The sequence below is a fragment of the Serratia sp. 2723 genome (genome assembly GCF_050434425.1).
Lineage (GTDB): Bacteria > Pseudomonadota > Gammaproteobacteria > Enterobacterales > Enterobacteriaceae > Chania.
The window spans coordinates 261,780-282,564 of sequence record NZ_JBNDIN010000006.1; the positions used below are offsets into that span (position 1 = coordinate 261,780).

Annotated in this window: 20 protein-coding genes and 1 pseudogene; 11 read left to right on the top strand and 10 right to left on the bottom strand. The window is 54.4% G+C overall.

The window, feature by feature from the left end:
• Positions 1-84: 84 nt before the first annotated feature.
• Complete coding sequence (locus ABIE29_RS11880; protein ID WP_429618988.1) at positions 85-1,011, bottom strand: LysR substrate-binding domain-containing protein; 927 nt, start codon at positions 1,009-1,011, stop codon at positions 85-87.
• 140 nt (positions 1,012-1,151) lie between these two features.
• Between ABIE29_RS11880 and ABIE29_RS11885 the strand changes: the two genes are divergently transcribed.
• Entirely contained in the window at positions 1,152-2,306 is a 1,155-nt protein-coding gene (locus ABIE29_RS11885) for a pyridoxal phosphate-dependent aminotransferase (RefSeq protein ID WP_429618990.1), read from the top strand.
• Between the two features lie 33 nt (positions 2,307-2,339).
• Complete coding sequence (locus tag ABIE29_RS11890) at positions 2,340-3,122, top strand: ABC transporter substrate-binding protein (protein WP_429618992.1); 783 nt, start codon at positions 2,340-2,342, stop codon at positions 3,120-3,122.
• 51 nt (positions 3,123-3,173) lie between these two features.
• On the opposite strand, the gene ddlA is transcribed toward ABIE29_RS11890, so the two are convergent.
• Entirely contained in the window at positions 3,174-4,280 is a 1,107-nt protein-coding gene (gene ddlA / locus ABIE29_RS11895) for a D-alanine--D-alanine ligase (RefSeq protein WP_429618994.1), read from the bottom strand.
• Positions 4,281-4,451: 171 nt separating this feature from the next.
• Here ddlA and ABIE29_RS11900 point away from each other — a divergent pair, with 171 nt between their 5' ends.
• From ABIE29_RS11900 to ABIE29_RS11915, 4 genes are all read left to right on the top strand, one after another.
• Positions 4,452-4,655: a ParD-like family protein gene (locus tag ABIE29_RS11900; RefSeq protein WP_429618995.1), complete on the top strand. Its 204-nt coding sequence runs from the start codon at positions 4,452-4,454 to the stop codon at positions 4,653-4,655.
• Positions 4,652-5,446 carry a type I methionyl aminopeptidase gene (gene map / locus ABIE29_RS11905; RefSeq protein WP_429618996.1) on the top strand — a complete coding sequence of 265 codons (795 nt, stop codon included), beginning with the start codon at positions 4,652-4,654 and terminating at the stop codon, positions 5,444-5,446. Before ABIE29_RS11900 ends, map begins: the two co-directional genes overlap by 4 nt.
• A 44-nt stretch (positions 5,447-5,490) precedes the next feature.
• Positions 5,491-7,188, top strand: a complete 1,698-nt coding sequence (gene dld / locus ABIE29_RS11910; RefSeq protein ID WP_429618998.1) for a D-lactate dehydrogenase — start codon at positions 5,491-5,493, stop codon at positions 7,186-7,188.
• A gap of 221 nt (positions 7,189-7,409) precedes the next feature.
• Positions 7,410-8,783, top strand: coding sequence for an NAD-dependent succinate-semialdehyde dehydrogenase (locus ABIE29_RS11915; protein ID WP_429619000.1), 1,374 nt, complete (start codon positions 7,410-7,412; stop codon positions 8,781-8,783).
• A 58-nt stretch (positions 8,784-8,841) separates the two neighbouring features.
• Here the strand turns inward: ABIE29_RS11915 and ABIE29_RS11920 are convergent, their stop codons facing one another.
• Positions 8,842-9,432 (bottom strand): Yip1 family protein, encoded by a 591-nt coding sequence (locus ABIE29_RS11920; RefSeq protein ID WP_429619002.1) that lies wholly within the window; start codon positions 9,430-9,432, stop codon positions 8,842-8,844.
• 207 nt (positions 9,433-9,639) lie between these two features.
• On the opposite strand from ABIE29_RS11920, the gene ABIE29_RS11925 reads away from it, so the two are divergent.
• From ABIE29_RS11925 to ABIE29_RS11940, 4 genes are all read left to right on the top strand, one after another.
• Positions 9,640-10,107, top strand: a complete 468-nt coding sequence (locus ABIE29_RS11925) for an acyltransferase (RefSeq protein ID WP_024527419.1) — start codon at positions 9,640-9,642, stop codon at positions 10,105-10,107.
• The gene (locus ABIE29_RS11930) at positions 10,108-10,650 is read left to right on the top strand and encodes a GNAT family N-acetyltransferase (protein ID WP_429619004.1); all 543 of its coding nucleotides are present in this window, start codon (positions 10,108-10,110) and stop codon (positions 10,648-10,650) included.
• 79 nt (positions 10,651-10,729) lie between these two features.
• The gene (locus ABIE29_RS11935; RefSeq protein WP_429619006.1) at positions 10,730-11,563 is read left to right on the top strand and encodes a DUF1460 domain-containing protein; all 834 of its coding nucleotides are present in this window, start codon (positions 10,730-10,732) and stop codon (positions 11,561-11,563) included.
• A 117-nt stretch (positions 11,564-11,680) separates the two neighbouring features.
• Positions 11,681-12,493, top strand: coding sequence for a MetQ/NlpA family lipoprotein (locus ABIE29_RS11940; RefSeq protein ID WP_429619007.1), 813 nt, complete (start codon positions 11,681-11,683; stop codon positions 12,491-12,493).
• A 352-nt stretch (positions 12,494-12,845) separates the two neighbouring features.
• On the opposite strand, the gene ABIE29_RS11945 is transcribed toward ABIE29_RS11940, so the two are convergent.
• The 6 genes from ABIE29_RS11945 to ABIE29_RS11970 all read right to left on the bottom strand — a co-directional run bounded on the left by ABIE29_RS11945 (position 12,846) and on the right by ABIE29_RS11970 (position 19,092).
• Entirely contained in the window at positions 12,846-13,766 is a 921-nt protein-coding gene (locus tag ABIE29_RS11945) for a DUF808 domain-containing protein (protein WP_429619009.1), read from the bottom strand.
• Positions 13,767-13,938: 172 nt separating this feature from the next.
• Positions 13,939-14,868 carry a D-alanyl-D-alanine endopeptidase gene (gene pbpG, locus ABIE29_RS11950; RefSeq protein ID WP_429619070.1) on the bottom strand — a complete coding sequence of 310 codons (930 nt, stop codon included), beginning with the start codon at positions 14,866-14,868 and terminating at the stop codon, positions 13,939-13,941.
• A gap of 156 nt (positions 14,869-15,024) precedes the next feature.
• Positions 15,025-16,128 carry an adenosylhomocysteinase gene (locus ABIE29_RS11955; protein ID WP_429619010.1) on the bottom strand — a complete coding sequence of 368 codons (1,104 nt, stop codon included), beginning with the start codon at positions 16,126-16,128 and terminating at the stop codon, positions 15,025-15,027.
• A 228-nt stretch (positions 16,129-16,356) separates the two neighbouring features.
• Entirely contained in the window at positions 16,357-17,040 is a 684-nt protein-coding gene (locus ABIE29_RS11960; RefSeq protein ID WP_429619011.1) for an outer membrane protein, read from the bottom strand.
• Positions 17,041-17,149: 109 nt separating this feature from the next.
• Positions 17,150-17,773: a response regulator transcription factor gene (locus ABIE29_RS11965; protein ID WP_429619012.1), complete on the bottom strand. Its 624-nt coding sequence runs from the start codon at positions 17,771-17,773 to the stop codon at positions 17,150-17,152.
• Positions 17,773-19,092, bottom strand: a complete 1,320-nt coding sequence (locus ABIE29_RS11970) for a sensor histidine kinase (RefSeq protein WP_429619014.1) — start codon at positions 19,090-19,092, stop codon at positions 17,773-17,775. Before ABIE29_RS11970 ends, ABIE29_RS11965 begins: the two co-directional genes overlap by 1 nt.
• Positions 19,093-19,247: 155 nt before the next feature.
• Between ABIE29_RS11970 and ABIE29_RS11975 the strand changes: the two are divergent.
• A pseudogene (locus ABIE29_RS11975) lies at positions 19,248-19,810 on the top strand (DedA family protein).
• Positions 19,811-19,812: 2 nt separating this feature from the next.
• Here the strand turns inward: ABIE29_RS11975 and ABIE29_RS11980 are convergent.
• A complete protein-coding gene (locus ABIE29_RS11980) occupies positions 19,813-20,439 on the bottom strand; it encodes a LysE family translocator (protein WP_429619016.1) in 627 nt (208 codons plus the stop codon).
• Positions 20,440-20,785: the final 346 nt, after the last annotated feature.

The following is a 20,785-nucleotide window of genomic DNA, read 5'->3' on the forward strand; positions in this document are numbered from 1 at the left end:
AGCCACGTCCCCGCCAACAATGTCGGCCAGGAGGCATTAATAGATGTGAGCAGGCAGTTTGCCATACTCTTTTTGTTTGCAGAATCAATTCGTCTGCGTTGTGGTTAGCAGATGGTGCAATCTGGTCCGGCTGGCTTGCGCCTCTGCCCCCAGCCACTCCACCAGCCGGGTTAAGGCCGCAGGCACCACCGCATGTTCGGGGTAAACCAGATAATAGGCGGCACCGCTCTCCACGCTGATAGAAAACGGCGTAATAATGCGATTGGCCTGAATATCTTCCTCCAACAGGCACAGATCGCCAATGGCGATACCACAGCCCTGTAATGCGGCGCTCATCGCCAGATCGAGCGTATCAAAATGCTGTGACTTGGCTGAGGGCAAAGCCGTCTGCCCCGCCGCTTTCAACCATAGCAACCAATCACGGCGATCGCGCGTAGGATGCAGCAAGGTTGTCTCCGCCAGATCGGCTGGTTCTGGTGACCGAACCAGGTCAGGCAGATAGTTCGGCGTGCAGACCGGCGTCAGGATCTCATCAAACAGGTGGTGCACCACCAGCCGTTTGCCCTGAGGTTTGCCAAACACCACCGCCGCATCGAAATGTTCGCTACCAAAATCCAGCCCGTGCGATACCGACGCGGTCAGTTCGATATGCATCTCTGGCCGTTCATTCTGCAGGCGAATAATGCGCGGCAATACCCAGCGCATCGCACAGGTTGGGCATTTGACGCGTAGCGTACCCGGCTGTTCCCCGGCCTTGGCCAGCGCTTGCGCCAATTGCTCTAACGCTAGCTGCACCGGCACCAACAGCAGCGCACCCTGTGGCGTCAGCGTTAGCCCACGCGCGCGGCGGCTAAACAGCGGGTAACCCAGCTGCTGTTCCAATCCCAGGATCTGGCGGCTGACCGCGCCCTGCGTCAGATGCAGCGCCTGAGCGGCATGGGTGAAATTGAGACGTTCAGCGACCACCACAAAGGTTTTCAGCACGTCGAGCGACGGCAGCGATGTTTGCATAATAAATCCCGATACCTGCATTTATTTTCACTGTCAGCCATGATCTGGCTGCATGGCAAGCATGACGAATTTTCTCTTGTTAGCCCATCCTAACTGATGCTTAATCATTCGACACTCGATTCTTTTGCCAGGAGCCCACCATGCACAGCGCCTGCTCGCAACGTTCGAAACTGCCGGACGTTGGCACTACCATTTTCACCGTGATTGGCCAACTGAGCGCCGAACATCAAGCCCTGAATCTGTCACAGGGCGCACCCAATTTTGCCTGTGATGTGCAACTGGTTGAGGGCGTCGCCCAAGCCATGCGTGCAGGTCATAACCAGTACGCCCCAATGAGCGGTGTAGCAGCATTACGTCATGCACTGGCGGAAAAAGTTGAGCGGCTGTATGGCGCCCGCTATGACGCCGACGACGAAATCACGGTGATCGCCAGCGCCAGCGAAGGGTTGTACTCCGCCATCAGCGCGCTGGTGCATCCCGGCGATGAGGTGATCTATTTCGAACCCGCCTTCGACAGCTACGCCCCGATTGTACGCCTGCAAGGGGCAACTCCGGTTGCCATCAAGCTTTCGCTGCAAGATTTAACCATCGATTGGAATGAGGTGGCGGCGGCAATCAACAGCAAAACGCGAATGATCATCGTCAACAGCCCGCATAACCCTACCGGCAGCGTATTCGATGAACACGATATCGAGCGCCTGACCGCCCTGACCCGCCATACCGATATCGTCATTCTTTCCGATGAAGTGTATGAACACGTGGTCTTCGACGGCGGCATTCACCACAGCATGGCCTGCCATCCTGCTCTGGCAGAACGCAGCGTGATCGTCTCTTCCTTTGGCAAGACCTATCACGTCACCGGTTGGCGCGTCGGTTACTGCATGGCACCGGCAGCGCTGATGGACGAAATCCGCAAGGTGCACCAATTTATGGTGTTCTCTGCCGATACGCCGATGCAATATGCCTTTGCCGCCGCCCTGAATAATCCACAAAGCTACCTGGGGTTGGCAGAGTTCTATCAGCAGAAGCGCGATCTGCTGGCAGCCGCGTTGCAAAAGTCACGCTTTGAGTTACTGCCTAGCCGTGGCAGCTTCTTTATGTTGGCCCGCTTTAGCGGTTTCAGTCATGAAAGCGACAACGACTTTGCGGTGCGCTTGATCCGCGAAGCCAAGGTGGCCACCATCCCGCTGTCGGCGTTCTACAGCGACGGCACCGATACCGGCATTATCCGCCTGAGTTTCTCGAAAGATAATGACACCCTGCAGGAAGGCGCTCGCCGTCTGTGCCAGGTGTGATCCATTGATTTTTACCATGGGGAAGCAACAACAATGAAAAAAACACTGAAAACGCTGATCGCGGCGGGATGTTTACTGGCTGCCGGTTCCGCACTGGCGGCTGAGAATAGCCTGCGTTTTGGGCTTGAAGCGCTATACCCACCTTTCGAGTCCAAATCCGCCAGTGGCCAGTTGGAAGGGTTTGATATCGATCTGGGTAACGCCGTGTGCGCCGCCGCGCAGGTCAAATGCAGTTGGGTAGAAACCTCGTTCGACAGCCTGATCCCGGCGTTGCAGGCCCGCAAATTTGATGCGATTAACTCGGCGATGAACGTCACCGAGCAGCGCAGACAGGCGATTGCGTTTACCGATTCGATCTACCAGGTGCCAAACCGCCTGATTGCCAAGGCCGACAGCGGCCTGAAGCCCGATGCCAAATCGCTGGCGGGTAAGCACGTCGGCGTGTTGCAGGGTTCCATTCAGGAAAACTATGCCAAGGCACATTGGGCACCGGAAGGGGTTGATGTGGTGTCCTATCAGGATCAGAATCAGGTCTATCTGGATCTGACCGCTGGCCGCCTGGATGCCACACTGATCATGGCTCCTGCCGGGCAGAGCGGTTTCCTGGCGCATCCGGATGGTAAAGGCTTTGCGTTTGTGGGCGAGGCGGTACAGGACGACAAGATCCTCGGCGAAGGCATCGCCTTCGGCCTGCGCAAAGACGACACCGCGACGCTGAAAAAACTCAACGACGCCATTGCCAAGGTGAAGCAGCAAGGCACCATTGGCGAACTGTCCAAGAAATACTTTGGCGATATCGATGTGACGGTGAAATAAACCGTTGTTCTCTGGCACTCTTCAACTCGGAGAGTGCCAGGAAAACGCCATTTACTTGCTGTCAAACACCGAACTGTTCAGCCCGCGATCCTGCTGATGGCGCTCCAGCGCCAGCTCAATCAACGCAGTAATCAGCTGGGTATAATTCACCCCGCTGGCCCCCCACAGTTTTGGATACATGCTGATATTGGTGAAACCAGGCAACGTATTAATTTCGTTGATAATCACGTTATTGTCCGGCGTCAGGAACACGTCGACACGTGCCATACCCAAGCAATCCAGCGCTTTGAAGGCTTGCAATGCCACCTCGCGGATTTTATCGCTGACGTCCTGATCGATCGCCGCCGGTACCACCACCTGCGCGCCTTGCTCATTAATGTATTTGGTGTTGTAAGAGTAGAACTCATCGGTCAGGACGATTTCGCCACAGACGCTGGCCTGCGGATTATCATTGCCCAATACCGCGCATTCGATCTCACGGCCAACAATAGCCGACTCCACCAGCACTTTATGGTCGAAACTGAATGCCAGGGCGATAGCCTGTTCGAACTCAGCCTGGTCATGCACCTTGCTGACACCAACCGAGGACCCCTGATTCGCCGGTTTAACAAACAGCGGTAGCCCCAGGCTTTCACTTAATTGAGCAAAGCTGTACTTGTTGCGGTTGGAACGCGTCAGCGTGACGAACGGAGCTACTGACAGCCCGGCATCTCGCAGCAGACGTTTGGTAACGTCTTTATCCATACTGACCGCGGAGCCCAACACGCCCGCCCCCACGAACGGCATATTCGCCATGCGCAGCAGCCCTTGCAGCGAACCATCCTCCCCCAAGGTGCCGTGGACAATTGGGAATACCACATCAAGCTGCCCCAACGCACCAGCACCATCGGCTTCAATCAGTTGCTGCTTCTCATACCCAGGGACCAGCGCCACGTTTTTATTCGAGTGGTTCAGCGCGATCAACGCCGGGTTTTCCGCATTCAGCAGGAAGTTGGAGGCATCGTTAAGGTGCCATTGCCCCTGCTTATCAATGCCCAGCAGCGTGACGTCAAACTTCTCTTTGTCGATGGCATCCAGAATATTTTTTGCCGACTGCAGCGAAACCTCATGCTCCGCCGATTTGCCCCCAAAGATCACCCCAACACGTAGTTTAGTCACGCCCTAAATCCTTCTTTAAAATGTCATGGCAACAAAGCCGACGATCACAATAAACGCATTGTGCGACCCCGGCAATGACCATTGGCCCTAAAATGCCTGCACCACAGAATGCCAAACCCATAGCATCCAAAACGTATACACTCCGTATATTGTTCACTGACGGAGTCGGCTATGGGGATAGTAAAAATCTCGGAGACGCTACATGACGATCTCAGGCTCGCCAGCCTGACCATGTCGCGTTCTATCAACGCACAGGCGGATCACTGGATCAGGATCGGTATGCTGGCAGAACTCAATCCGGAGCTGACCTATCCGCAACTGGTAAAGAAAATGATGAAAGAAAACGCGCTGACGCTGAAGGAGATTGTTGGGTGAAAGAGATTGTGATTAAAACGCCGCAGGAGATTGCCATCATGCGCCACTCCGGCGCGCTGCTGGCCAAGGTGTTTGCGATGCTCGATGAGGTGATCGGCGAAGGGATCACCACCATGGAGATCAATGACCGTACCGAAGCCTTTATCGTCAATGAGCTGAAATCACGCCCTGCCAGCAAGGGCCAGTATGATTTCCCCTACGTGCTCAATACCTCGATCGACGAAGTGATCTGCCACGGCATTCCGTCGGCCAGCAAAATTCTGCGTTCCGGGATGATCGTCAATGTCGATATCACCTTGGAAAATAACGGGTTTATTGCCGATTCCAGCAAGATGTACTGCATCGGCCAAACCACCCCGCTCGCCAAGCGGCTGGTCAACAATGTCTACGAGTCAATGTGGCAAGGCATACGGGCAGTGAAGCCCGGTGCTACGCTGGGTGACATCGGCCACGCCATTCAGCAGCATGCAGAGCAGGCGGGTTACAGCGTGGTGCGGGAATATTGCGGACATGGCATTGGCCGTGAAATGCACGAAGGCCCAGCGGTGCTACACTTCGGCCAGCCCGGTACCGGCACGGTATTGCAGGAAGGGATGGTGTTTACCATCGAACCGATGATTAACCAGGGCGAGCACCGCATCAAGCAGAAGAAAGATGGCTGGACCGTGGTCACTCGCGATAAAAAACTTTCCGCCCAATGGGAACACACCGTGGCGGTTACCGCTGACGGCGTGGAGATCCTGACGCTGCGTGCAGAAGAACGTGAGGCGGGATATCAGGAACGCTATTAAACCTTAAACTCCCGTTGCAGCCAGACGGGGACATGGAGATGGGCATGACGCAGGCATTTATCACTCAGTTGAAGAATATCGTCGGCAACGCGCAGGTGCTGACCGGCGAGCGTAGCACCGAACGTTATCGCAAAGGTTTCCGCTCCGGCGGAGGCAAGGCATTGGCCGTCGTGTTCCCTACCCGTCTGCTGCAACTATGGCAGATCCTGCAAGCCTGCGTCGCCGCCGATAAGATTGTCATCATGCAGGCGGCCAACACCGGCCTGACCGAAGGCTCCACCCCCAGCGGCCAGGATTATGACCGTGAGATTGTCATTGTCAGCACCCTACGGCTCGATCATATTCAGGTGTTGGATAACGGCAAGCAGGTGGTCGGCTTCCCCGGCAGCACACTCAATAAGCTGGAAAGGCTGCTGAAACCTTATGGCCGTGAACCGCATTCGGTGATCGGCTCTTCCTGCATCGGCGCTTCAGTGATCGGGGGGATATGCAACAACTCTGGAGGGGCTCTGGTCAAGCGCGGCCCGGCCTATACCGAAATGGCGTTGTACGCCAAGCTGGACGCCGATGGCCAGTTACGGTTGGTCAATCATCTGGGGATTAACCTGGGCGATACGCCGGAAGAGATCCTCACGCGGTTGGAAAAGGGCGATTACCGGCCAACGGATGTTGAACACGGCGAGCTGCGCGCTTCGGACAACGAATACGCCAGCCGGGTGCGCGATGTCGATGCCGATACCCCTTCCCGCTTTAACGCCGATAAACGCCGCCTGTTCGAAGCCTCCGGCTGTGCCGGTAAGCTGGCGGTGTTTGCGGTACGCCTGGATACCTTTGCCAAAGAAGACAAGGAACAAGTGTTCTATATCGGCACCAACGATACCGCAGTATTGACCGAGCTGCGCCGCCATATGCTGAGCCAGTTTGAAAATCTGCCGGTGGCCGGGGAATATATGCACCGCGATATTTTCGATATTGCCGAGGTGTATGGCAAAGACACCTTTATGATGATCGACAAGCTGGGCACCGATCAAATGCCGCGCTTCTTCACCCTGAAAGGCCGGGTGGATGCCACGCTGAACAAACTGCCACTGTTACCGCACAACCTCACCGATAACCTGATGCAGAAGTTGAGCAAGCTGGCCCCTAACCATTTGCCGCCACGAATGAAAGAGTTTCGCCAACGCTTTGAACACCACCTGCTGCTGAAAATGGCCGGGCCGGGCGTGGCAGAGGCCGAACAGTATCTGCAAGGCTACTTTGCCCAGGCCGACGGCGGCTTTTTCGTCTGCACGCCTGAAGAAGGCAAGAAGGCGTTCCTGCACCGTTTTGCCGCAGCGGGCGCCGCAGTGCGCTATCACGCGGTACATGCCGACCAGGTCGAGGATATTCTGGCGCTGGATATCGCCCTGCGCCGCAACGATAGCGAGTGGTTCGAAACCCTGCCGCCGGAGATCGACAACCAACTGGTACACAAGCTGTATTACGGCCACTTTATGTGCCACGTGTTCCATCAGGATTACGTGGTGAAAAAAGGCGCGGACAGCCATGCGCTGAAAGAGCAGATGTTGGCCATCCTCACTCAGCGTGGTGCGGAGTATCCGGCCGAGCACAACGTCGGCCATCTGTATCATGCCAAACCGGATTTGCAGGCGTTCTATCAGGATGCCGATCCTACCAACAGTTTTAATCCCGGCATTGGCAAAACCAGCAAGCAAAAAAACTGGGGTAACAACATCCAGTAACATTTTATCCTACTCCCTCTTCCACAGGGAGAGGGAGCTGGTAGAGCTTGCCCTTTTGAGAGCAAAGGATCATCTCAGCACACTCGTATTAAGCCTCTGCATGCGGGGCACTGGCGCGCTATCGCCCTTTATGCCCCCTCTTCTGCTGCCCTGTCGTCTAGACTTAAGGTTCTGATAAGGCGTCTGTCAGGCGTCAACATGAGCGATGAAAGGAGCACTTCATGCCATACCAGACAGTAAACCCCTTCAATAATCAGCTAATTAAACAATATACCCCGCATAACGACGATCAGGTGGAGCTGGCGCTGGCGCAGGCCGATGCGCTGTATCACTCTGACTGGGCCAAGGGCGAAATCATCCAGCGCCTCCCCGTGTTGCATAAGCTGGCCGATCTGATGGAGAGCAGAGTGGAGGAGCTGGCGAAGATTGCCAGCGTTGAGATGGGCAAGCTGATCGCCCAAAGCCGTGGCGAAGTGAAGCTGTGTGCCCAGATTGCCCGTTACTATGCCAACAATGCACAGAAATTCCTGGCGCCGGTAAGCTATGAGTCCAGCCTGGGTGAGGCCTGGGTCGAGCATCATCCCATCGGGGTGCTGATGGCGGTCGAGCCTTGGAACTTCCCCTTTTACCAACTGATGCGCGTGTTCGCCCCTAACCTGGCGGCCGGGAACCCGGTAGTGGTCAAGCATGCCAGCATCGTGCCACACTGCGCCGAAGCGTTCGAAAAACTGGTGCATGAGGCCGGGGCGCCCAAAGGTGCCTATACCAATCTGTATATTTCCCAGGATCAGGTGGCAAACATCATCGCCGACGATCGGGTACAGGGCGTGGCGCTGACCGGTTCGGAAAAAGCGGGCAGCATCGTGGCGGCTCAGGCAGCCAAGAAGCTCAAAAAGGCCACGCTGGAACTGGGTGGTAATGACGTTTTCGTGGTGCTCGACGATTGCGATCTCGATAAGGCCGCTAAAGTGGGTGCACAGGCGCGGCTCAACAATGCCGGGCAGGTCTGTACCGCCGCCAAGCGTTTTATCGTGCAGGAAAAAGTGGCGAAAGCGTTCCTGCAACAGCTCACCGAGCATTTCAAGAATGTGAAAATAGGCGATCCGCTGGATGAAACCACCACCTTAGGGCCGTTATCCTCCAAATCTGCCTTGGAAGGGCTGACCGAGCAGGTCAATGAGGCGGTGAAGCAAGGGGCCAGACTGCACCTGGGCGGCAAGGCGTTACAGCACGAAGGTAACTTCTTTGAACCCACCATCCTCACGCATATCAGCCGCGATAACCCGGCCTATTTCACCGAGTTCTTCGGCCCGGTGGCGCAGGTCTATGTGGTGAGCGGTGACGAGGAAATCGTCGAGCTGGCCAACGACTCCCACTACGGGCTTGGCGGGGCCATCTTCAGTAGCGATATTGAACGTGCCAAAAAGCTGGCCTCACGCATTGAGACCGGCATGGTGTATATCAACTCATTGACCGATACCGCACCTGAGCTGCCGTTCGGCGGTGTGAAACGCTCCGGCTTTGGCCGTGAACTGTCAGATCTGGGGATTAAGGAGTTTGTGAACCAGAAACTGGTGGTGGTGAGCAACAGCTAACCCATTAAACAAAAGCCCCCCATACCACAAGGTATGAGGGGCAACGATCACGCTAACTTCAGAATAACCAGAAACCATACCCCCACAGCAATACAGTCAGTCCAAGTAGCAATTCAAGTAACAGGATGCCAATCGCCAAGGTTGAGCTGGAGAAGATAAATCCCTCTTTGCGATCGATATTCAGGAAGTGTGGAATGCCGAGATACAGCAGATAGCCCGAATACGCCAGGCCGATAATGCCGACAAACAGACACAGCCAGACCAACGGGTAGAGCGCCACTAATCCGCTGAGAAACATCGGGGTCGCAACATAGCCCGCAAAGACCATACACAGATGCAAGCTTGGCCGTGATTCATAACGCCGCGCCATCCAGTGGATCACCTTACCCATGATCGCCACACCGGCCAACATCAGCAGATAAAATGCGACGGCGGTATAGAAAGCGGTGAACATATCCAAACGGATCGTCTGCCCTTGACCAGAGAGCCAACCCAGCTGTGTGGTACCGATAAACGCACTGACCACCGGTATCAACGCCATTAGCAGCACGTGGTGGGTATACAGGTGCGAGACGGATTCATTCTCGCTTTTGATCTGTTTCAACTCGACGTTGGGATGGGCCAGCAGACCCCAGACATGATTGACCATGAGACACCTCCTCATTTCGCCGCCAACCGCGATCGGCGAACGGAAAACACACCACTGGCGGCTCAGACACCGCGCAAGGGTTGCGGCTATCAGGCTCTCTGCCTTGGATCAATTATAGCCTTTGGCTGAAAAAACGTACGCTGTCAGCAATTTGTAAGTTACTCTGCACTATAATCAATATGTTGCGTTATTTGATGGAGGGAGACCATGACAACCAAGATCCGCACCCGCCAAAGCGGGATTAATAACGTGCAGGCCGGCCAGAACGTGATGGTGATCGAACCCAGCAACCTGTATGGCTGCCAGTTGGGGGACGATGTGTTTGTCGGCCCGTTTGTCGAGATCCAGAAGAACGTCTGCGTAGGCGCTCGCAGCAAGATCCAGTCGCATAGCTTTATCTGTGAATACGTAACCTTGGGCGAAGATTGCTTTATTGGCCACGGCGTGATGTTTGCCAACGATCTGTTCAAAGGGGGCGCCCCTAACGCCGACCCGGCAAGCTGGGGGCACACGCGGCTCGGCAACCGGGTTTCTGTGGGTTCCGGTGCCACCATACTGGCCGTGGAAATCTGTGATGACGTGGTGATTGGTGCCGGTGCAGTGGTCAGCAAGAGCATTACCCGTAAAGGCATTTATGCAGGCAACCCCGCCAGGCTGTTAAGGGAGCTGGAATAATTGCATCAGACGATCGGCATTGAAATTATCAGCGAACTCCCCTTCGGTTACCTGGAATACGGTGATTTTTCCTTTGCCGTCGCCTGTTATGCTCAACCCTGTTTTGATAAGCCGGTCGAGCAGTGGCCAACCCAGCCAGTGGTTCCTTTCAATAAAGTCTATCCGCTGGCCCCGTTCCTCAATGACGATGGGGAGACCTTCCTCGCTCGTTACCAAGGGGAAGCCGTGGGGCATATCACTCTCAGCAAAAACTGGAACGACTATACGCTGATCGAGGAGATTGCCGTTAGCCGCCCCGCTCGCCGCCAAGGCGTAGCCACAGCGCTATTGGATGCCGCACGTCATTGGGCACGAGAGCAGGACACCGCCGGGCTGATGCTGGAAACGCAAAACAATAATCTGACCGCCTGCCGCTGCTATCAGCACTATGGCTTTGTGCTGGGCGGCATCGATCGTTTACTCTATCGTGGGCAACCAGACATTGCCGATCATGAGATCGCGCTGTTCTGGTATCTGCCGTTCAATAATGAAGTGGGCTATTGATTTAGCGCTTTTTGGGTGACACTGGATTTACCCTGCGCACGCCATACTGACCAAACCAATGATCGCTAGGGAGAGAGGGATGCGTTACTTGGCCCTGATAATATTAAGCACGGTGCTGATGGGTTGCAGCGGTAAACAACCGGCCAAAATCCCGGTAGAATCGCTACCGCAACAGGTGAAACCTCTGACAATGGCGATAGCAATGGACGATGACACAGTAAACAAACTGCAGGCAGCGCTGGCCCTGCATGCGGCGGTACCGGAAATTGATAAAGGGCAGACGATCGAGCTGCTCTCGCAGATTTTCCTGGAAACCCCTTACTTAGCCAACAGGCTGATAGGTTCCGCCACCACCGCGGAACAGTTGGTGATCGATTTCCGTGGGTTAGATTGCTTTACCTATCTGGATTACGTGCAGGCGCTCAGAACCGCCACCAGCGAAAACGAATTCGTCGAAAATGTGATTCAGACGCGCTATATCAATGGCGATGTCAGTTTCCCGCAGCGCAAGCATTTCTTCACCGATTGGGCACACGCCCACCAAATCCTTACCGATGACGTCACCGCACAACTCAGTCCGCACGCCGTCACCGTGGCCAAACGGCTCAACCGCAAAGCGGATGGCGAACTCTATCTGCCTAGCGTAGCGGTCACCGAACGCAACATCACCTATATCCCCAGCGAATTTATTGATGAGCAGGTGATTAGCCAATTACAGACCGGCGACTATATCGGCATCTATACCAAGCTGGCTGGGCTGGACGTTACCCATACCGGCTTCTTTATCCTGACCCAGGATGGTCCGGTGCTGCGCCATGCTTCCTCACGCCTGGAAAACCACAAAGTGATGGACTCGGCGTTTGCCAGCTATGTGCTGAATACGCCGGGCATCGTGGTGCTACGGCCACGCTGATCGCCGGTTATGAGCTAGATGATTTTATGCTTAACAACAATTTGACTTGGCTTGGACCATAGGTTTAGCTGTTGCTACAACACTGACCGATCTTATTGTTTTTACAGGGAGTCACTCATGGCAATTGTTTGGCGCTGCACCGTCTTGGCCGCAGCACTGGCAGCAACACTGTTATTACAAGGGTGCGATCAGCAGCCCGATCAAAACCATATCAAGGTTGGCGTAATTAACGGTGCCGAGCAGGACGTGGCGGAGGTCGCCAAACGGGTGGCCAAAGAGAAATACGGCCTGGACGTTGAGCTAATTGGCTTTAGCGGTTCGTTGCTGCCCAATGATGCCACCGACAAAGGGGAACTGGATGCCAACGTATTCCAGCACCGCCCCTTCCTGGAACAGCAAAATAAAGATCACGGCTACAAACTGGTGGTGGTAGGCAATACCTTTGTATTCCCCATGGCTGGCTATTCAAAGAAGGTCAAATCGCTGTCAGAGTTGCAGGACGGCGCGGTGATTGCCATCCCGAACGATCCCACCAACCTGGGCCGCGCCCTGTTGCTGTTGAAAAAGGTTGGGCTGATCGAACTCAAGCAGGGCAAAGGCCTGCTGCCAACCTCGCTGGATATCAGTGCCAACCCGCACAACTACCAGATTATGGAGTTGGAAGGTGCGCAACTGCCCCAGGTATTGGACGATCCTAAAGTCGCGGTGGCGGTGATCAGCACTACCTACATCAACCAGATTGGCCTGACGCCGACCAAGGACGGGATTTTTATCGAGGATAAGGATTCACCGTATACCAATATCGTGGTGGCACGCGAAGATAATAAAGATGCGCAGAACGTGCAGAACTTCGTGAAAGCCTACGAGTCTGATGAAGTTGCCAAAGCGGCGGAGAAGATCTTCAACGGCGGTGCCGTCAAAGGCTGGTAGTTTCCCCGCGATCTGTTACAGGTGCCGGTTGTTGGTGCCTGTAACGCTTCACAAAAATTCTCCACGAGACTGCAGACCTTCCTCACCCACTCACGGCGTAGAGGCAGCTGATGCTGCGCTCGTCTGGATAATCAAGAGGTTAATTGGGTCGATGCGGGGGCATCACCAGCATCAGCATCCCAAGCGGCATCGGGTTTAAATTCCCTGAACCCCACAATCCGCAACTTCACAGCGAATGCTAAACCTGCCCTGTTGCCAACAGCGCCAACGTTATAAACGCCCAATTCTTATGCGTTCGCGCTGCCAACACCCGAAAAAACACATTTCGGGTGTTGGTCATTAATCCGCAGTATCAAGCCTTAAAACGAGCCCGCACCGAACTAATCCCAGAGACCACCAGCATCACAACGCCACCGGCGATCAGGCCGAACACTGCATTCAGCAACGTAGGGGTCAGCCCCCCCAGGATCGCACCTACGCCAGGTACCACCATAGAGTAACTCGCCCAGTCGGTGAACAGATGATGCACCGGCGGTAACCCGTGGGTCAAAATTCCGCCCCCCACCATAAACATGGCCAAGGTCCCCACCACCGACAGCGTTTTCATCAGATAAGGTGCCGCACTGACAATACCTCGCCCTAACGATTGCGCCAGCGCGCTACGCTTACGGGCCAGGTAGAACCCCAGATCGTCCAGCTTGACGATGCCCGCCACGATGCCGTACACCCCTACCGTCATCACAATGGCGATACCACACAGCACAATCACCTGCTGGCTAAAGGTGGCTCCGGCTACGGTCCCCAGCGTGATGGCAATAATCTCGGCGGAGAGTACAAAGTCGGTACGAATGGCACCTTTGATTTTGCGCTGTTCATAGACTGCAACGTCCTCGCTGGTATCCAGTTCCGCTTTCTCTTCTGCCTCTGCGCCCTTGCGGTGCATCAGGCTGTGGTAAACCTTTTCAAACCCTTCATAACAGAGGTAAGCCCCACCGACCATCAGCAGAGGCGTAATCGCCCAAGGGGCAAAAGCGCTGATCAGCAATGCCAGCGGTACCAGGATCGCCTTGTTGATAAACGAGCCCTTGGCCACCTTCCACACCACGGGGATTTCACGATCGGCCTTAACACCACTGACCTGTTGGGCATTGAGCGCCAGATCGTCTCCCAGCACCCCGGCGGTCTTTTTAGCCGCCATTTTCGTCATCAATGAAACATCATCCAGTAACGAAGCGATGTCGTCGATCAGGGTTAATAAGCTACTGCCTGCCAAAATGCACTTTCCTTATCAAAGGGTGAGATAGCCATACGGTTTAGCATAGCGGGTTGAAAACTTTAAGAGGGCAAATCGTGATGATTTTACTGTAGCTGCGGATTTAAGTCGTGAATTTTGCAGCATGGGAAAACGATAGCCTGCCGCGACTGGCGGCAGGCCAAGTAACGCTTTATTCCGTGTCGTTCTTCGCCAGGGCGGCATCTTTCTGGCGGCGATAATCCCGTGCCGCCGCCGGGATCGGTGTTACTTTGCCGGTTTCAATCCAGGTACGCAGGCGGCTAGCATCCGCAAAATGGGTATATTTGCCAAAGGCGTCCAACACCACCAGCGAAACGGAGCGGTTGCCGATCACGGTACGCATCGCCAGGCAATGCCCGGCCTGATTGGTAAAGCCGGTTTTTGTCAGCTGGATGTTCCATTTCTGGTTATAGACAAGATGATTGGTATTGCGAAACGGCAGCGTATAGTTGGGATCCTTGAAGGTCGCCATCCGTTCGGTCGTGGTGCTCAACTGGCCGATCAGCGGGTACTGCTTGGTCGCCAGCATCAGCTTGGTCAGGTCACGCGCGGTAGACACGTTATGAATCGATAACCCGGTCGGTTCAACATAATGGGTATTGGTCATGCCAAGCGCTTTCGCCTTGGCATTCATCGCCTTGATAAAAGCGTTATAGCCTCCTGGATAATGATGCGCCAAGCTGGCCGCAGCCCGGTTTTCAGACGACATCAACGCCAACAGCAGCATATCCTTGCGGCTGGTTTCGCTGTTCAATCGCACCCGGGAGTAGACCCCTTTCATTTCTGGCGTCTGGCTGATATCTACCGACAGCATTTCGTCCAGCGGCAGGCGGGCATCCAACGTCACCATCGCCGTCATCAGCTTGGTGATCGAGGCGATAGGCACCACTTCATCGGGGTTACGTGAATAAATCACCCGATGCGTTTGCATATCCAGCACCATGGCACTGCCAGAAGCCAGCTCAGGCTGGGTAGCGTGCATTGCGGCGGTTGTATTGCTGGCTAATGCACTCGGCACCAGTCCAGCACCGGCTTGCAACGCGAGCAGGGTTAGAACCAAAACACGGATTTTCACATGTATTACTCTGTAACGGAGGAGAGAACCGACTGCGTTGAATTATAAGTGAGGGGTATAGAATTGCACTGTGATTGTGAGTAGCTATTTGTGACAAAATCTATCGGCGCAAAATTTATGCAACCCGCGAGCGTACTGGGTTGTACGCCCGCGAGGTAAAAGTTACAGCGCTGGCTGCCAGGCAGATTGCGGCAACAGGTACAATCCGGCAGCATGCTGCTCACCGGCCCCCACGATATGCCCAATCCCGGCGGCCATCACGGCCAGGGTCACATCGAAGGCATTCAGGCTGTCGCCGTAGCCTGCCGTCAGGTTGAACATCGACCCGTTGGCCAGTAGATACAGCGTTTTGTCTGCCAGTTGGTAAGCATTCACAAATGGCATTGGCTCGCTGTGCGGCAGGGCCTGCAGGAAACCGACGTCGATCTCTTCCGCCACATGCCCAACGTTGAGGATAAACACCCCATCCCTGGCCCGCTCCAGGTGCCGTGCTGACAGCACGTTCTTGGCTCCGGTGGCTGTGGCAATCACGTCGGCCTGCTCTACGGCAGTGGCTAAATCGACTACCGCCCAACCATCGTAGCGCGCTTGCAAAGCTCGAGCCGGATCGATTTCCGCCACGATAACTTGCCCGCCATAAGCTTTGGCAGAGGCTGCTACGCCTTGGCCTACCAGCCCATAACCAATCACCACCACACATTTTTCATGCAGCGTCAGATGGGTGGTCTGGAAGAAAGTATGCCAGGCGGTCAGCCCAACCATATGGCGATTATGCAACCCTTCTTTTACCGGCAGGTCATCCCAGTTAAAGATCGGGTAACGTGGCGCAATGCCCCCCAAACGGCTGATACCTGAACCGGTCGCTTCCAGCCCGGCCTTGATCTGCGGGCCGTTGGCCGATTGATGCAGGCGAGTGGTCAGATCGGCTCCCATCTCGCACAGATGAGTCGGCCCCCAGGCCAGCGCGCGGTCGAAAGATTCGGACCAGTCGGCATCGCTCATATCACGCCAGGCGTGCGCTTGAGCACCATGGCGCTCCAGCCAGGCCACGACGTCATCCTGTACCGTCGTCGGGTTACAGGTGGTGAGATAAATGGCCGCGCCCTTATCCAGCAGCCCGGCTACCAGCGGGGCCATTTTCAGATCCAGGTGCATGTTACACGCCAGGCGTACGCCGTGCAGATCCGGTAAAGCCGCTACTGCCGCGCGGGTACGTGGCATATGGCGCATGGCCCATTTCAACTCACTGTCAAAATCCTGATACATCGGTTACTCCTCTACTACGCCACACCGCCAGGGCATGGCAGAATGATTAATCTCCATCGTATGGCGGTTATTATCACTTATCTCACAGCAAAAAACCGAGGTGGCTATCATGGCAGCAGCATGAGTGATGGTTTTTCCGATCGATCAGGGGGGAGGAACCTCCGAACGGATTGTTCAGCAGGTATAGGCCGCGATGACGCAACTCACGGCCCGGTATCAATGATAAGGCTAGAACAGGTAACGCACGCCTAAAGCAAACTCACTGGAAACCAGGCGTGCTTTCATTTGCTCATCTTTCAACCCACGGGCATTGGTGAAGTTATTGTAGCCACTTTCAATCTTGCCCATATCCACGTAGCGATAGCCTAAATCAAGATTCAGCCGCTCCATGGCCGCATAGCTGATCCCTGCGCCAATGGAGTAAGCCAGATTATTTTGCGTGCTTGCCGCGTATTGGCGCGAGGTATTACCCTGCCAGCCGTCGGATTTCACTTTGGCGATACCCAGGCCAACCGTGCCATACAGCGAGAAGTCATACCCTAGCGCGTAGTCACGATAAACATTGAGCATCAGGCGCTGAGCATCCACTTTGTGGTGATTGTAGCTGCTGGCAAAGGTGGTGGAGCCGCTGGTGTATTCGCTTTTCTTTTTGAACACATACTCCGCCTCACTGCGCCAACCATTGCCAAATTGATAGCCTGCGGCGATAGCCCCGTTATAGAAATTATGTTTTTCGTCGCCGCTGACAAAATCACCGACGCCTGGGCGACTGCTGGTATTCATATCTTCTGCCGATTGTCTGGCATGCAATAGTTTTATCGCCCCATAGTATCCGGCTAAATAATCATCGGCTAAAACATTACCGGAAACAACGGAGAGAGAAACCAGCAGTACCAGAGGTTTAATATTCATGCATTCCTCGCTTGAAAGGTTATTTATAATGAACAATGAAGATTCAGCTAAAATAACCAGCGTACAGCGGTGTCGCAATTCGGTTGAATACCTAAGGCTCTAGGTATTTTTACTTAACTCTTACTGGAGAAAACAGCTCACCATAGACTTTCATTAACTTCACCGACGAATTGATCGCCAATTTGGCAAATAAATTGGCACGATGGGCCTCTACCGTGCGCGGCGAAAGCTCCAGCTCCTGAGCAATTTCCTTGCTGGATTTCCCTTGCATAATCAGCCCGGTGACCTCCAGCTCCCGTGCTGACAGCGCATTGAGCCTCTCTTGTAGCTCGGCGGTTGCTTGCCGCTGTTGTTGCAACTTGCGCTGATGTTCCAATGCCCCGGCGACCGTTTCGATCAACAGATCGGCATCAATGGGCTTGGTCAAGAATTCAAAAGCCCCGCTTTTGAAGGCCCGCCGGCATAAATCAATATTCCCGTGACCAGTCATGATGATAACGGGGATCTCCAGGCCCTGTTGTTGCCACTCTTCCAGTAGCGTGATGCCGCTTTTGCCCGGCATGCGAATATCCAGCAGCAAACAACCGCACAGCGCCTGCGGCTCCCCCATCTGCTGTTGAAAATCCAGACTGTTTTCGTAAGCCTGCGTTTGCCAGCCCATGGTTGCCAATAGTGCACTGAGAGAACTACGGATGGCTCGATCGTCATCAATCAGATAAATAAACTGTTCCATTACTCCTCCTGAGTGTTCAACGGAAACCACAGGGTAAAACGCGCTCCCTGACCGGCCATATTTTCTACCGTAATAGTGCCGTTCAGGCGCTGAACCAGAGTTTCTGTCAGCGCCATGCCCAGCCCCAATCCCTCTTGGCGAGTGGTGAAGAAGGGAATAAAGACCTGTTGCAATGCTGGTTCAGAAAGCCCTGGCCCACCATCGGTAATCATCAGCCGGATCCCTTGAGCCGAGTATTCAGCATCGATTGTCACCCAACCTGACTCCGGCTGATTGGGCTGTTGCGCCTGAATGGCGTTGGTTACAACGTTATGGAAGATTTGTTCAACCCAGAGAGGATCGGCTCGCAGAGGGGGTAACGTATCGGGCATCCGGTTAACGATCCTGACCTTGCCCTTGTTGATCTCATCTTCCAGCAGCATAGTGACACGCAACCAGACCTTATGCAGATCGACCTCTTGCAATATCACCTGCTCATGCGCCAATTTTTGCCGAAATTGCAGCAGCAACGTACTGATGCGTTTGATTTGTATCACAGCCGCATCAAGCAGCGGCATAGCTTTATCCTGCTGTTGTTGGTCTAACAGGCGCAGGGCGGCCTGGTTATAACTTAACACCGCAGTCAGCGGTTGGTTGAGTTCGTGAACCATGCTGGCCGTGATTTCCCCCATGGCGTTAAGCCGCGTCAATTGCGAGAAGTGTTCACGCAAAACGGCAATATTGCGTTGGCGTTTTTGAATACGATACTGGGCGATAAAATAGACGACACCAGCCCAGAAAACTGGCAACAGCAATAACAGTAACCAAGGCAAACGCGCCCAATCAGGGTCGTTTCGAGCGGATAATTCAAAGGGCTGTAAGGTATTGTTGATCCCCTTATCCCATTGCCAATACGCCGGTTCAGCATGATCCCCCTGCTCAAATAAAGGCTTATTTTGCCAACTCAGGCCGATATGCCGGAAATCATGACGCTGGGGAATGTCCGCAAATAACAGCGCAGGATCGATCAACAGCGCAAAATGTTGGTGTGCCAGCCAGTAAGTTCCCTCTCCCGTTGGCGTTAAAGTCGGGATTGGCTGTGCCTGTGGCATACGTTTCCATGCCACAATCTGCGGGAATTTTTGCTGGACGATGGCGGGATCGCTGGACACCGACAGTAAGGAAAGCACCGTCTCAAGCTGGGATAATTTAACCGTCACCTCACGATATAAAATACGATAGGTGACTGATTGCTCTTCATATTGCTGTTGCAAAGCATAAATTATCACCCCGCTCCCTGAAAACAGAGATAGCACCAACCAGAGAGCCACCTTGAGCATAATATCTCCATGTCATTGGCAGACGAGTTTATTAATAGCGGATTAAACACTATGCGAATACAAGAATCTATTATTAAGTTCGGGCCGTTTCAATTCACCTCCCACAGCCGGGACAGGGTGTTATAATCCTATTTCATCGCGATAAAGGAACAACAATGACGGATTTGGCCCACTACATTACCCAATACGGTTACTGGGCACTGCTGATTGGCTGCCTGCTCGAAGGGGAAACCATCACCCTGTTGGGAGGAATTGCGGCACACAACGGATTGCTGCACCTGCCGCTGGTGATTGCGGTGGTCGCCATTGGTGGCGCCTTGGGCGATCAGGTGCTCTATTTTGCCGGGCGCCATTTTGGTGGGCGGGTGCTTGCCCTATCGAGAGCCAGCAAGCACGCATTGAACGCGCCCAAAAGCTGATTGCCCGCCACCCGATTTTATTTGTGATTGGCGTCCGTTTTATGTACGGATTCCGTCTTATCGGCCCGGTGCTGATCGGTGCCAGCAAGCTGCCCCCCTCACGCTTTATCCCGCTGAATATTCTGGGGGCTATCCTGTGGGCCACGCTATTTGTGTTGCTCGGCTATTTTGGTGGCCAGGCCATCAGCAGTTTTGTCAGCGGTAGTGACAAAAAGCTGTATAGCCTGCTGTTCTGCGTGGTGGTGATCGCCGCTATTCTGCTGCTTCGCTACTGGTGGCGGCGGCGTCACGCACAATAAGACTATTTGTTGAGCATCAGCTTCAGGCCCAGTAAGGCCAGCACGCTGCCGCCCAGACGATCGAACCAGGCTTTGAAACGCAGGTAGACGCGGCGCGGGCGCGGTGATGACAGCACAAACGCCACAAAGGCATACCACAACAGATCGACGGCCAGAGCAATCAGCGGCAACACGATATACAGCACCATGGGGATATTATGGCTAAGCAACGCCGCAAACACGCTGCCGAATACGATAGCGGTGTTCGGGTTGCCCAACTGGGTTAGCAGGCCGGTGGTGAACGCCCGGCGAAAGCCTAGCTGCTGGCCGCCAACCGCTTCGATCATCAACGGCTGATTAGCTCCGCGCAGCATTTTGAACGCCAGATAGATCAGATAGGCGCCCCCCAGCATTTTCAGCGTGGTATACAGCCAAGGCAGCGCAAGCAGCAGCGATTGCAGCCCCAACAAGGCAACGAGTGCGAAGATAAAACAGCCGATCCCCATCCCCAATGCTACCGCCATCCCATCGCGCCGTGACGAAGCCACCGCCGTTCGCGCTACCAGAATAAAGCTTTGCCCTGGACTCATCGCGCCAAGTGTAATAGCCCCGGTAATGCTGAGTACCGATAATAACGTTTCGTTGATCATGCCCTTTCCCCTTGCCTGATTACGTTATTCAAATTAACGCGCTGGACAAAATAAAAGCAATAGAAACGTAAGGATACGTGAGTATAACTTCAGCTGGGGCGGCAACAATTTCCCCTCACCCCAACCCTCTCCCACAGGGAGAGGGAGCTAGCCCGGTGTTGCCGTCAGGTACAGAGCTTAGGTTGATATTGAGCTAGTTTGGTACTGTCGTCAGGTACAGAGCTTAGGTTGATATTGAGCTAGTCCGGTGTTGCCGTCAGGTACAGAAGCTAGTCTGTGGCATGGCTGATATTGAGGATGAATGCCGCTGTTAATTTGTGGCTCGATCGGTCCCCTCTCCCTGTGG